Source organism: Guptibacillus algicola, assembly GCF_020171805.1.
Lineage (GTDB): Bacteria > Bacillota > Bacilli > Bacillales > Guptibacillaceae > Guptibacillus > Guptibacillus algicola.
On sequence record NZ_JAIVAF010000003.1, the window covers coordinates 1,030,694 to 1,043,910 of the forward strand.

Genomic DNA, 13,217 nt, shown 5'->3' on the forward strand with positions numbered 1-13,217 from the left:
AAGGTGAATGTTGTCATGTCAGATACACAATTAACAAAAAAACTAATACGCGTTTCAAGAACGACAAAGTCAAGCTTCGTCCTACCGTCAGACACCAATACTCACGGTACTCTTTTTGGAGGAAGGTTGATGTCTTATATCGATGATATCGCAGCGATTTCTGCGTCAAAACACGCGCGGTCAGCAGTTGTTACAGCTTCTGCTGATTCGATTGATTTTCTAGAGCCTATTCGAGAAGGAGAAGTGGTGAGTCTTGAATCGTATGTGAGCTGGACTCACAACACCTCGATGGAAGTGTTAGTGAAAATCTTTGCTGAGAATGTCATTACTGGTGTAAAAAAAGTTTGTGCGACATCGTTTCTAACATTCGTAGCATTAAACGAAGAGGGTAAACCAACGAAGGTGCCTGAAGCTTTGCCAGAAACGAAAGAAGAGAAATTCGTTTATGATGGTGGAGAAGAGAGGATGAAAGCAAGGAAAGCAAGACGAAAACACTCTGAGAAATTAGCAAGCGAGTTTGGGTCTTTCGGATAATAAGGTAAATAAAAAGGTCTGCAGAAATGCAGACCTTTACGTATCGAATCCTAATATGAAGTCATTTTGACGATCTTGGACTTGCTGTCTCGCTCTAGTAAGAGCGTCACGTTGTTCAGGTGTAGCACTTTGAATCATTTTATCAATATTCAGTGCCATCTGTTCAAGTAGTAGTTGGGTTTCTGTGTATTCTTTATCTGTGATTCCTGGTGCTACTTGAGTGGCTTTTTGTAGTTGCTCACCTGCATATTCAACAAGCTCGTCAGCATTCTTCAGGGTTTCTTCAAGTTTGCGGTAAGTTGACATAGTACACCTCTCCTTCAGAGTGAAGTCTATGTTAGTATTTACAGGATGAAAAGTTTTATGATAAATAGAGAATACATATTGGTGTAGTGATATACTAAGTAAAGGATTATGAAAGGCTGTGAAAAGAGTTGGCAACACAATTATATGCTGGAGAAATTACAACATTAAAAGTAGCACGTAAACAAGATTACGGTTACTTCTTAACAAATGGAGACGAAGATGTTCTGCTTCACAAAAATGAAGCGTTACAAGAGCATGGTGAGGAAGAAGAGGTGGAAGTGTTTCTTTATCATGATCATGAAGGCAGACTTTCTGCAACTGAAACGATGCCTGTCGTAACACTTGATTCGTTTTCAATTCTAAAAGTAGTAGGCGTTCAACCTCGACTAGGTGTTTTTGTTGACATAGGAATCCAAAAAGATATGCTTCTTTCTAAAGATGACTTGCCTGAAGACCGCACGAGATGGCCGGAAAACGGTGATGAGCTTTACTGCGGATTAAAGCTTGATAAGAAAAATAGGCTTTTTGCAGATCTTAGCAATTTTGAAGAAATTAAAGAACTTTCCACAGAAGCGAGCGGAGATCTTAAGAACCATGAAACAGAAGGTGTTATTTATCGTTTCGGAGAGGAAGGCGCTTCGATCTTAACAGAAGAAGGATACCTTGCGTTTCTTCATAATGATGAAATGAAACAAAGTGTACGACTTGGCGAGAGAGTAAAAGTGAGGGTCACATTTGTAAGAGAAGATGGAAGGATTAATGTATCCACACGTCCTTTAGTAAAAGAAGCAAGGCTTGAAGATGCCGATGAACTTCTGAAATATATGGATGAGCGCGGTGGAAAGATGCCGTTCACAGATAAAAGTGACCCTGATGCGATAAAGAATGAATTTAATATTAGCAAGGCTGCTTTTAAACGCGCGATGGGTAAGCTCCTAAAAGAAAAGAAAGTAGAACAAAAAGACGGTTATACCTTTATTATTTCTTAAATCACTGTTATCTTTTTCTTCGTGTAAGCGGAGTGCGCCTGCAGATACTATAGGTAAGCTCCTAGAAAGGGGGCAAGTCATTGGATATTACCGACTATGACAAAGCTCTTTATTACACACACCACTGCGCTTGTATCGATTTAAGTGTGTTGATGATGAAAACAGATGACGATATACTTGCGAAACGAATTGAGAAATTCGTTCAAGCATTCATACGTGAAACAGAATTTGTAAAAGTAAAAGAAGCACGTGATCACCTGCTCACATACATCGATTATGTATATCAGATGGAGCCAGTTGAGGACGAGACTGCAGCGATATCTAGTACATTAGACTGACCTAATTCATTAGGTCGGTTTTTTTGTGATTAAAAAAATGTCGAATAGGGTAACAATTATAGTAAAAATTAAGGAGCAGGTGAATGGAATGAATCAATATAAATTGCATGATGTACTCGAAAGTATGAGGTTACCAAATGGAGCATACGTAGCGAGTACATCAGATGATTATAATTATGTATGGATCAGAGACGTTTGTTATACAGTGATGCCTTATCTAACTTCGAAATGTTCCAGGTACGAAAAGGCGTATCATTCATTGCTCACTTTATTAAGAAAATATGAGTGGAAACTTGATATTCACACAAAGCAAAAGCCTGTTTACCTTCATGAGTACATTCATTCTAGATATTCAAAAGACCTTGAAGAAATCCCTGTCGAATGGGGACATGCTCAAAATGACGCGATCGGTATCTTGCTTTTTGGTATAGGACAAGGAATTCAAGTAGGGAAACCAATCTTACGTGATAAAGTTGATTACCGTATCGTCCAAAAACTTGTTGATTATTTAGAGTGTCTAGAGTACTGGAAGAATCCTGATAACGGAATGTGGGAAGAGAATGTAGAAATACATGCTTCTAGCGTAGGAGCGTGTGTAGCGGGACTGAAAGCCGTCAAAACGCTTGTTGATGTACCTCAGCAGTTAATTCACAAGGGAGAGCGTACGTTAGACCGTTTGCTACCGGCTGAAAGTGCTACAAAAGAGGTGGACCTATCCCTTCTATCCTTGATTTATCCTCTTCGAGTTGTATCACGATCCACGGCGATCAAAATTTTGGATCGTGTCACTGAGCGACTTGAAAGAGAGCGTGGAATTCTGAGGTATGAAGGTGATCAGTACTATAACGATGGCAGTGAAGCAGAGTGGTGCTTTGGATTTCCGTGGTTAGGTTTGTGTTATGGTCAAATTGGTCAAGTAGATAAGATGAATGAGTATTGGGAGAAAACAATGAGCATCACCCCAGAGAACGGTAAAATACCAGAGCTCTTTATTGGTGGTACGGACATACCAAACAAAAACACGCCTCTTGCGTGGTCAGTTTCCATGACATATCAACTTTTAGAACGAATGGCTCAATCAGAAGAAAATGTATCTTAATCGTAAAAAAGCTGTGGGTGAAACCACAGCTTTTTTGCTTTTTTTAATGCTTTCAAGGGTAAAGTTGATTAGCTCATTAGCATATTTTACATTCATTCTTTACATTGAAATAACATTTCGACGATTCAATCGAAAATTCAACTTTTTTTTCACGAAATTACACTTATGGAAAAGGAGTTGGAAATTCGCTGTCGAATGATAAAACAGTAGCGGATTAATTTAGTAAATCCCTACAATTAGCATGGAAGAGAGGTGTCGCAATGACAGTTTCGATGCCGACAGATTACGATCGGTATTTATTTCATCAAGGAAACTTATTTCAAGCTTACCGATCGATGGGAGCTCATTTAGCAGAAGAAGAAGGCACAAGCGGAGTACGGTTTACCGTCTGGGCTCCCCACGCAAAAGCAGTCGCTGTTGCAGGGAATTTTAACGAGTGGGATGCCACAAGGAATCACATGCACAAGATTGAGGAATCAGGTCTTTGGTCGTTGTACGTAGAAGGTCTAGGTGAGGATGAACTATACAAGTACGCCGTTACTTCGCAAGACGGGTCGGTGTTATTGAAGTCTGATCCGTATGCATTTTATTCAGAACTAAAGCCGAAAACTGCATCGATTGTAAAAAAAGTAGACGAATTCGATTGGCAAGACAGTAAGTGGATGAATAAAAGAAAGAAAGCGGAACCATATGAAAATCCAATTTCGATTTATGAGGTTCATCCAGGTTCCTGGCGCAGGAAACAAGACGGTTCGTATTACTCGTACGAAGATTTAACGAATGAACTGATTCCATACGTAAAAGAGCATGGATATACGCATATTGAACTCATGCCGGTAATGGAGCACCCATTCGATCGGTCATGGGGATACCAGATCACTGGCTATTTTTCTGTAACGAGCCGTTTTGGTGAACCGAATGACCTGAAAAAGTTTATCGATCGCTGTCACCAGGAAGATATCGGAGTGATACTTGACTGGGTTCCAGCTCACTTTTGTAAAGATGCTCACGGTTTAGGTCAATTTGACGGTGGTCCAGTTTTCGAGCCATCAGATCCAGAGCTTGCTGAGAGAAGAAATTGGGGAACGTACAATTTTGATTATAGTAAACCGGAAATCGTAAGCTTCTTAATATCAAATGCCTTCTTCTGGTTTGATTTATACCATATAGACGGTTTAAGGATAGATGCTGTTTCTCAGATGATTCTTTATCATCATGAAGGATCTGGAGGAGAAGGAGAAAACCTTGCAGCAAAAGAATTTCTCCAAAAATTAAACAAAACAATATTTGAACACTTTCCAAATGCATTGATGATGGCCGAGGAATCAACAGATTATCCTTTAGTTAGTGCTCCTGTTCATGAAGGCGGATTAGGGTTTAATTACAAATGGAATATGGGCTGGATGAACGATACATTGAAGTACATGGAACTTCACATGGACGATCGAAAGCACCACCATAACCTGTTAACTTTTTCATTTTTCTATGCTTTTTCTGAAAACTACCTACTACCGCTTTCCCATGATGAAGTCGTTCATGGAAAGAAGTCACTCTTAAACAAAATGCCAGGGGACTATTGGCAGAAGTTTGCTAATCTTCGCACTCTTTATGGATTTATGATGACTCACCCAGGAAAAAAGCTATTGTTTATGGGAGGAGAATTCGGTCAGTTTGATGAATGGAAAGATTTAAGCGAACTTGATTGGATGTTGTTCGATTATGATCTTCACAAGAAGACAAATGATTATGTGAAAGACTTAAACAAGTTCTACCTAGATTCGAGAGCACTCTGGCGAATTGATCATGCTCCAGAAGGTTTTGAATGGATCGATGCGAACGACCAATCGCAGTCTGTTCTTTCTTTCATGAGAAAAGGAAAAGCAAAAGGCGATTGTGATATCGTCATCTGCAATTTCTCAGCAAATGTGTACTATGATTACAGAATTGGAGTACATTCATCAGGACAATACGTAGAAATGTTTAATAGTGATCAGAAAAAATACGGAGGATCTGGGCAGGTAAATGCAGACAAGTTGCTTAGTGAAAAACAACCTTATCACAATCAGCCATGTAGTCTTCAGCTCAAAATCCCTCCATTAGGTATCGTGGTTCTCGGCAAAAAAAATAAAAGCAACCTTGAAAGGAGAAATCGATATGTCTAAGAAACGTTGTGTCGCAATGCTATTAGCTGGAGGGCAGGGGACAAGACTTGGCAAGCTAACGACTCGTCTTGCAAAACCAGCAGTACCTTTTGGTGGGAAATACCGGATCATTGATTTCACGTTAAGTAATTGCAGTAATTCAAATATTGATACTGTTGGGGTTTTGACGCAGTATCAGCCCTACATACTCAATTCTTATATTGGTATCGGCAGTGCATGGGATCTTGATAGAAAGAACGGTGGCGTATCAGTACTTCCGCCTTTCTTAGGCCAAAAAGGCGGAGAATGGTACAAAGGTACAGCGAATGCCATCTATCAAAACATGTATTACCTTCGTCAATACGACCCAGAATATGTACTCGTGATATCAGGGGACCACATTTATCGTATGGATTATTCAGAGATGCTCGATTACCATGAAGAGCAAGGTGCAGATGCGACGATCGCTGTTCTTGAAGTTCCATGGAATGAAGCGAATCGCTTTGGAATCATGAATACGGATGAGGAGAACCGAATCGTTGAATTTCAAGAGAAACCTGAAGAACCTAAAACGAACCTCGCTTCTATGGGCGTATACATCTTTAGTTGGAAAGCTCTTGAGAAGTACTTAACGGAAGACGAAGCTAATCCTGATTCCTCAAACGACTTCGGGAAAGATATCATTCCAGCGATGATCGAAGACCAGAAGAAACTCTATGCGTATTCGTTCAGTGGGTACTGGAAAGATGTTGGAACACTTCAAAGCCTATGGGAAGCAAACATGGATTTGTTGGATGACGATCCAGATTTAATTCTTAATGATCCTTCATGGAGAATCTATTCGGTTAATCCGAACCAACCGCCTCAATACATTGCACCACAAGCCAATGTGAGCCGTTCACTCGTTAATGAGGGCTGTGTTGTTTATGGAGAAGTGTATCGTTCAGTATTGTTTTACGGCGTGCATGTAGGACTAGGAACGACAATAAAGAATTCGATCATCATGCCTGATGTGAAAATTGGAGCAAACGTCAAGATAGAAAATGCAATTATTGAGAGTGGAACTGTGATTGAAGATGGTATGGAGCTTGGAAATAAAGACGGATCTATTTCCTTGATTGCTGATGGCGAAATTGTTTCAGTACCTAAATAGAACAGGAGGATGAATCGATGAAAAAAGTAGTAGGTGTCATTAATTTAGTAGATGAAAATAACGACCTTAGTGAGTTGACAAGGCATCGGAGCTTCGCTTCTGTTCCGTTTGCGGGACGCTATCGATTGATTGATTTCTCATTATCTAGCATGACAAATGCAGGAATTAATACGGTTGCTGTATTTACAAGAGAAAAATATCGCTCATTGTTAGACCATTTAGGTTCAGGAAAAGAGTGGGATCTTGATCGCCACCAAGGTGGATTGTTTTTCCAGCCCCCTGCAAGTGATGAAAGAGTAACGAATGGTGATATTCGTTCTTTTCACGAGAATATTTCCTTCTTTAAGCGTAGCCTTTCACACTATGTGGTTGTTACGAACGGGAAGTTAGTATGGAACGTTGACTTTCATAACGTGATCGATGAACATGAAGAAACAGGAGCAGACATTACACTAGTCTATAAACCATGTGATGATCCTTATGTGAGCGGCAACACGTATAACGTACTACACACGAATGAGGAGGACCGTGTTGAGAGATTGAACCTCGATGTAGAGCCACTCCCTGGTGACGATGTTTATCTAAATACATTCGTAATGAAATCTTCTTTGCTCATTTCGATCGTTGAAGAAGCCGTTGAGACCGGAAAGTATAAATCGATCAATGAAGCTATTGCAGCGAGTCTAAGCAGGTATCATGTGCACGGGTGTCACTTTGGAGGGTATGTATCCTTCATCGATAACGTACAGAGTTACTACAGATACAGCATGGAATTACTTGATCCAAATGTTACTCAGGAACTTTTCTATAATAAAGGTCCAATCTATACAAAAGTTAAGCACGAAGCGCCTGCAAAATACGATGAGTCCTCAACCGTCGTTAATTCCCTCATTGCAAATGGATGCACAGTATCTGGAACTGTGGAGAACAGTATCCTATTCAGAGGCGTAAAAGTCGGTAAAGGGGCAGTTATTCGGAACAGTATCATCATGCAAAAGTGTGAGATTAGTGAAGGTGCTATTGTAGAGAACGTCATTCTGGATAAGGATGTTTCCGTTTCACCTCATGAAAAAGTAACGTCTGAAGATGAACCAAGAGTCATTGCAAAATCAACAGTCTTATAGCAGGGGGAACGAATCATGAATGTATTGTTTGCGGCATCAGAAGGTCATCCGTTTATTAAAACGGGCGGCCTCGGGGATGTTATAGGCGCATTGCCAAAGGAGTTACAAAAGCAAGGAATCAATGTATCGGTCATCCTTCCAAAGTATGAAGATATGAACGAAACGTTCAAAGAGCAGCTCGAGCTCAAAGAAGCCATCACAGTACCTGTTGGTTGGAGACATCAATACTGTGGAATTGAAACGTTAAGATATAATGATATTACGTATTACTTTATTGACAATGAGTATTATTTTAAGAGAAGTGGAAGCTATGGATACTTTGATGATGGAGAAAGGTTTTCTTTCTTCTGCAGAGCTGTATTAGAAGCGATTCCTTACTTGGATGAGCAGCCAGACATCCTTCATTGTCACGATTGGCAAACAGGTATGATCCCGGTATTAAAGAAAGCACATTACCGAAATAATCCTTACTACGATGGTATGAAAGTTGTGTACACGATCCATAATCTTCGTTATCAAGGGATCTTCCCTAAGGGGATTCTTCATGACCTTTTAGATTTAAGCGAGCTTCACTTTACTAATGAAGGTGTCGAATTTCATGGCAACGTAAGCTTTATGAAAGGTGGGCTTCTTTATTCGGATTATATTACGACAGTAAGCCCGTCTTATGCTGATGAAATCAAGCAACCTTATTTTGGTGAATACCTGGATGGGATTTTAAGAAAGCGAGAAGATGATTTCACCGGAATAATTAACGGAATTGATAGTGAGCTTTATGATCCAGCAGCAGATTCCGCACTGAAATATACGTATCATTCATCATTCCTTTTGAAAGAGAAAAACAAGATCGAGCTTCAAGAAAAGCTTGGTCTACAAAAGGGTGAAGGCATTCCTGTATTATGTATGATTACTAGACTCGTTGAGCAAAAAGGCATGGATTTGTTCTTCAGAGTACTTCCTGAAATCATGGAAGAAAATGTACAAGTCGTCGTGCTCGGAACAGGTGATGAGCATTACGAACATATGCTGAGGGAAGCCGAAAACCGATATCCAGGTAGGTTTTCAGCCAATATTTACTTTGACGAAGCATTTGCTCGTAAGCTGTACGCATCATCTGATCTTTTCCTCATGCCTTCGCAGTTCGAACCGTGTGGAATCAGTCAGCTTATAGCGCTACGCTACGGAAGTCTTCCAATCGTCCGTGAAACCGGAGGGCTCAAAGATACGGTCATCCCTTATAACAAGTATACTGGGGAGGGGCATGGATTTAGCTTTGCTGATTACAACGCACACGACATGCTAAATGCCATTCGCCTCGCACTCCATTACTATCATCATGAGAGTCTTACGTGGAGAAAGCTTGTTGAGCGAGGGATGCGTCTGAACTATTCGTGGGAAAAGTCAGCGGAAAAGTATTCGAGTCTTTACGAATCGCTAGTAAAGTAAATCGATAGTAAGAACTGACAGGGGGGTATCCCCCTGTTTTTTCATTGAAAAGGAGTAGATGAGTTGTTTTGCAATAAATGCCAACTGATTCCCAGTATTTTATCAAATGGAATACTTGAAATAACGACACCTTCACCAATATTATTGGACAGTCTTAACGCTTTATTTAACAGATCAGGAGACACTTTTACCATTTCATATAGTAATTTTCCGGAGCTATTAACGATTTGCAATGACATCGAGAAAGAATTTAGCCGAAATGCAACGATTACATTTAGCTGCACAACGTTATCTTCAATACATGAAAAAAAGACAGTTGTTTCGTTTCCACATTTTTATATAAGGTTGCAGAATTTGAAGTATGTAACAATCATGCAAGAAGGTATGTTTACAGCCCATATGCAGCCGATCTTGTCACTAGAGAAGGGTGAGATTGAAGCGTATGAGTTCCTCCTAAGGCCAACTAATCAACACTATTCGTTTAAACCATATGACCTTTTTGAAGTTGCAAGAAACTCTGGATTACAATCTTTCCTCGATAGTGAAGCACGTAAAAAAGCAATCGAGATTAGCTCAAATCTTATCCCTAGGGGAATTAAACGATTCATTAATTTTCTGCCATCTTCTATATATGACCCTGCTCATTGTTTAAGAACAACATTCCAAGCAGTTGAAGAACATAGTGTTGACCCAGGAGACCTTGTATTTGAAGTAGTAGAAACGGAAAAGATTCATAGAATCGATCACCTAAAAAATATTTTCAAAACCTATCAAGACGAAGGAATGAAAGTTGCCCTTGATGACTTAGGGACAGGGTATGCAACAAAGGAACTACTCCTAGCACTAAAACCAGATTATGCAAAGATCGATAGACGTTATATTGATCAGTGTCATAACGATCTAGAAAAACAGAAAGCATTGATCGATTTAGGGAAACTAGCGAATGAAGAAGGAATTCTGTTATTAGCAGAAGGTATTGAACAAAAAGAAGAAGCTGATTTTTGTGCAGAGATCGGCATCGCTTTTGGTCAAGGTTATTATTATGGTAAGCCTTCAGACAAGCCCATCACTTCCATTCATACATAAAGTTACGTGTTAAAGCGTTTTTCCTATGGAAAAAGAAGCATAAAAAAGATATGCTTACGTCATAAGAGTGACAAGAGGTGAAGACATGTTAACGTTTTATAAGCGATATGCTAGAACTGCTTTTGATATCGGCTTAATCGTTTTAACCGTATTTTTAATCATGTTTGTATTTAGTTTTTTGTTTGAGATCGCAGCACCCATCTTTGTTGGATATGTTATCTTCTTGATAATAGAACCTTTTGCGCGTTTCTTAAATAATAAGGGGTTAGGAAAAACAGTCGCCACTACCATATCGACACTTCTTTTTGTGTTGATCGTATTAAGTGTCGTTTTTCTCGCAGGAGCCATTTTTGTGTTGCAGCTTCAGAATCTTATCTCATTGATACCACGGTACGTAGATATTTTCCAAGAGCAATTGTTGAACTATGTGGAGTGGGCGCAACTTCAGATGAATGCACTGCCACCAGATATTTTACATAAAGCTCAAGAGTATTCCGTTACTGTTGTCGAAAAGGCTTCCTTTGTATTAACTGGATTTCTTAACGGGATTTTCGCCTTCGTTACCTCAATTCCAACTCTTATTATTAATTTCGTAGTTGGAATCGTTCTTGCATACTTTTTGAGTGTCGAGATTGAAATGTGGAAACGAATCGCACACAAAAGAACTCCTAACACCTTCAAGAAAGCTTACTATTTTTTAAAAGAAAATGTGCTTAGCGGGATCGGTTCATATGTAAAAGCACAGCTCAAATTAATTACGATCACGTTTGTTCTTGTACTTTGTGGGTTATGGATTTTGCGAGTAGATAATGCTTTTACAATCGCATTACTATCTGCCTTTTTTGATGTTCTTCCATTGTTAGGGGTATCTGCTATTTTCTTACCTTGGGCTATTTATTTGTTCATTATCGGCCAATCGACCTTAGCTTTCTGGCTAATCGGGTTATTAGGCGTCGTGATGTTAGTTAGGCAAATCATGGAACCGAAAATCACTGGAGATTCATTAGGCGTTTCTGCATTTACAATCTTGTCATTTATGATTATTTCACTTTCTTTGTTTGGAATCGCGGGTGTTATCCTATCACCAATTCTATTAATTCTCATTAAGGCATTGTTTGATCATGGATATCTTGGTAAATGGATTCATCTTCCAAGTGAAGAGTTTATCGACAATAACGAGCGTAAATAGGAAGGAAGACTAACAACATTGAGAAGACCTGCATTATTAATACTAGGCACTGTTATTGGTAGTGTCATAATCGCGCTTCTTCTACAAGAAGATAAGGTAGGGTTAAGACCTCCAATTAAAAAATCACAAGTACCAAAGGAATATATCGGTACGTATCAAGACGCAGCAAATCAATATGACGTTCAGTGGGAATTACTCGCTGCTGTACACCGTGTTGAAACAAAATTCTCAACAATGTCTTCTCTCGAAAGTCCAAAAGGTGCGATTGGTCATTACCAATTTATGCCATTAACCTGGCTAGGTTGGCAATATGAAGGTAGTGAATTAGGAAAGTTGAACGATGGAGATGAAATCGATATAACAGATCCTGATTTGATTGAGAAATACGGTGGTTATGGGAAAGATGGGAACGGAGATGGAAAGGCAGATCCATATAACATGACTGACGCAGCCTATACAGCAGCTAGCTATCTATCAGCTAACGGTGCTAGTGAAGGGAAATTACAGCAAGCATTATTCGCATATAACCGAAGCGATGAATATGTAGATGAAGTGTTATCTTATTATAACGAATATAAAAAGAACGCTACTGTTGTAAAAATCAACAAGTAATAGCTCTTAATGGTACAGCTATTACACATATGATAAAATCACTTGAAGAAGGGGGAGGTTCCATGAAGATCGTATCAATCGAACCAACACCGAGTCCGAATTCGATGAAAATTAACTTGAGTGAAGAATTAGCTGCAGGTGATACCCGTCAATACAAGCAAGGCAGCGACCTTGCTGATGCGCCTATATATATCCAAAAGTTAATGGCGGTACCTGGGGTGAAAGAAATTTATCATGTAATGGATTTCATTGCATTAGAACGAAATGCTAGATATGCTTGGGAAGATATATTACCAGGAGCAAGAGAAGCTTTTGGTCAAGAAAGTGACGACGATCATGCGTCTTCTTCAGCTGTTGAAGAAGATTTTGGAGAAGTTAAAGTGTTCATCCAAATGTTTAGGGGAATTCCTATGCAGGTCAAGTTAGTAGATGGAGAGGATGAACATCGCTTCGGTCTTCCTGATCGGTTCATGGAAGCAGCGATGAAAGCTTCGTCAGCTTCTGACAATATGGTGATGGAAAGAGAATGGAAAGAGCAAAATCCTCGTTATGGTTCTCCGGAAGAAGTGGGAGTGGAGGTTACTGAAGAAATAGCTGCCACCTATGACGAGAAAAGGCTCGAATCTCTTGTGAAAGAAGCGTTTGACCCAAATCGAGAGCGAACTTCAGAGAAACAAGAAAAGAAGCATGTAACGCTTGAGATGCTTGACCACCCAGAGTGGAAAGAAAGATATGCGGCTCTAGATCGCTTGGATCCAGAAATCACCGATTTGCCTTTATTAGAGAAAGCACTAGAAGATGAGAAAGCTTCCATTCGTAGGTTAGCTGCAGTTTATCTTGGTATGATTGAATCAAAAGAAGTTCTGCCATTACTTTATAAAGCGTTAAAAGACAAGTCAGTAACGGTTCGCAGAACTGCTGGAGATTGCATGTCAGACCTTGGATACGTTGAAGCTATTCCTGAAATGGTGGAAGCACTTTCAGATAAGAACAAACTTGTTCGTTGGAGAGCAGCGATGTTTCTTTATGAAGTTGGCGATGAATCTGCAGTCGGAGCATTAGAAAAATCAATAGATGATCCGGAGTTCGAAGTGAAGATGCAAGCAAGAATGGCACTTGAGCGCATAAAAGGCGGAGAAGAAGCAAAAGGATCAGTATGGCATCAAATGACGCAAGCACGTAAATCAAAATAAAGGGAGG

At 39.7% G+C, this 13,217-nt stretch carries 14 protein-coding genes; 12 read left to right on the top strand and 2 right to left on the bottom strand.

Going from position 1 to position 13,217, the window contains the following annotated elements:
• Positions 1 to 15: 15 nt before the first annotated feature.
• Positions 16 to 534, top strand: a complete 519-nt coding sequence (locus LCM09_RS12905) for an acyl-CoA thioesterase (protein WP_224882408.1) — start codon at positions 16 to 18, stop codon at positions 532 to 534.
• Between the two features lie 36 nt (positions 535 to 570).
• On the opposite strand, the gene LCM09_RS12910 is transcribed toward LCM09_RS12905, so the two are convergent.
• The gene (locus LCM09_RS12910) at positions 571 to 840 is read right to left on the bottom strand and encodes a DUF2524 family protein (RefSeq protein ID WP_224882410.1); all 270 of its coding nucleotides are present in this window, start codon (positions 838 to 840) and stop codon (positions 571 to 573) included.
• Positions 841 to 968: 128 nt separating this feature from the next.
• Between LCM09_RS12910 and LCM09_RS12915 the strand changes: the two genes are divergently transcribed.
• The 7 genes from LCM09_RS12915 (at position 969) to glgA (ending at position 9,130) form a co-directional block, all read left to right on the top strand.
• Positions 969 to 1,829, top strand: a complete 861-nt coding sequence (locus LCM09_RS12915) for a CvfB family protein (RefSeq protein ID WP_224882411.1) — start codon at positions 969 to 971, stop codon at positions 1,827 to 1,829.
• Positions 1,830 to 1,909: 80 nt separating this feature from the next.
• Positions 1,910 to 2,167, top strand: a complete 258-nt coding sequence (locus tag LCM09_RS12920) for a YhdB family protein (RefSeq protein ID WP_224882413.1) — start codon at positions 1,910 to 1,912, stop codon at positions 2,165 to 2,167.
• An 88-nt stretch (positions 2,168 to 2,255) separates the two neighbouring features.
• The gene (locus LCM09_RS12925) at positions 2,256 to 3,266 is read left to right on the top strand and encodes a glycoside hydrolase family 15 protein (RefSeq protein WP_224882421.1); all 1,011 of its coding nucleotides are present in this window, start codon (positions 2,256 to 2,258) and stop codon (positions 3,264 to 3,266) included.
• A gap of 260 nt (positions 3,267 to 3,526) precedes the next feature.
• A complete protein-coding gene (gene glgB / locus LCM09_RS12930) occupies positions 3,527 to 5,428 on the top strand; it encodes a 1,4-alpha-glucan branching protein GlgB (RefSeq protein WP_224882422.1) in 1,902 nt (633 codons plus the stop codon).
• A complete protein-coding gene (locus LCM09_RS12935) occupies positions 5,421 to 6,560 on the top strand; it encodes a glucose-1-phosphate adenylyltransferase (RefSeq protein WP_224882430.1) in 1,140 nt (379 codons plus the stop codon). The genes glgB and LCM09_RS12935 overlap by 8 nt, the downstream gene beginning before the upstream one ends.
• 17 nt (positions 6,561 to 6,577) lie before the next feature.
• Positions 6,578 to 7,684: a glucose-1-phosphate adenylyltransferase subunit GlgD gene (glgD, locus tag LCM09_RS12940; protein ID WP_224882432.1), complete on the top strand. Its 1,107-nt coding sequence runs from the start codon at positions 6,578 to 6,580 to the stop codon at positions 7,682 to 7,684.
• 15 nt (positions 7,685 to 7,699) lie between these two features.
• The gene (gene glgA, locus LCM09_RS12945; protein ID WP_224882434.1) at positions 7,700 to 9,130 is read left to right on the top strand and encodes a glycogen synthase GlgA; all 1,431 of its coding nucleotides are present in this window, start codon (positions 7,700 to 7,702) and stop codon (positions 9,128 to 9,130) included.
• Positions 9,131 to 9,171: 41 nt separating this feature from the next.
• Here the strand turns inward: glgA and LCM09_RS12950 are convergent, their stop codons facing one another.
• Positions 9,172 to 9,369, bottom strand: a complete 198-nt coding sequence (locus LCM09_RS12950) for a hypothetical protein (RefSeq protein WP_224882436.1) — start codon at positions 9,367 to 9,369, stop codon at positions 9,172 to 9,174.
• 115 nt (positions 9,370 to 9,484) lie between these two features.
• Between LCM09_RS12950 and LCM09_RS12955 the strand changes: the two genes are divergently transcribed.
• The 4 genes from LCM09_RS12955 to LCM09_RS12970 all read left to right on the top strand — a co-directional run bounded on the left by LCM09_RS12955 (position 9,485) and on the right by LCM09_RS12970 (position 13,210).
• On the top strand, positions 9,485 to 10,216 hold the full coding sequence (locus LCM09_RS12955) for an EAL domain-containing protein (protein ID WP_224882438.1): 732 nt from the start codon (positions 9,485 to 9,487) through the stop codon (positions 10,214 to 10,216).
• Between the two features lie 85 nt (positions 10,217 to 10,301).
• Positions 10,302 to 11,405 carry a sporulation integral membrane protein YtvI gene (ytvI, locus tag LCM09_RS12960; RefSeq protein WP_224882445.1) on the top strand — a complete coding sequence of 368 codons (1,104 nt, stop codon included), beginning with the start codon at positions 10,302 to 10,304 and terminating at the stop codon, positions 11,403 to 11,405.
• An 18-nt stretch (positions 11,406 to 11,423) separates the two neighbouring features.
• Entirely contained in the window at positions 11,424 to 12,017 is a 594-nt protein-coding gene (locus tag LCM09_RS12965; protein ID WP_224882447.1) for a lytic transglycosylase domain-containing protein, read from the top strand.
• 62 nt (positions 12,018 to 12,079) lie between these two features.
• A complete protein-coding gene (locus LCM09_RS12970; RefSeq protein WP_224882449.1) occupies positions 12,080 to 13,210 on the top strand; it encodes a conserved virulence factor C family protein in 1,131 nt (376 codons plus the stop codon).
• Positions 13,211 to 13,217: the final 7 nt, after the last annotated feature.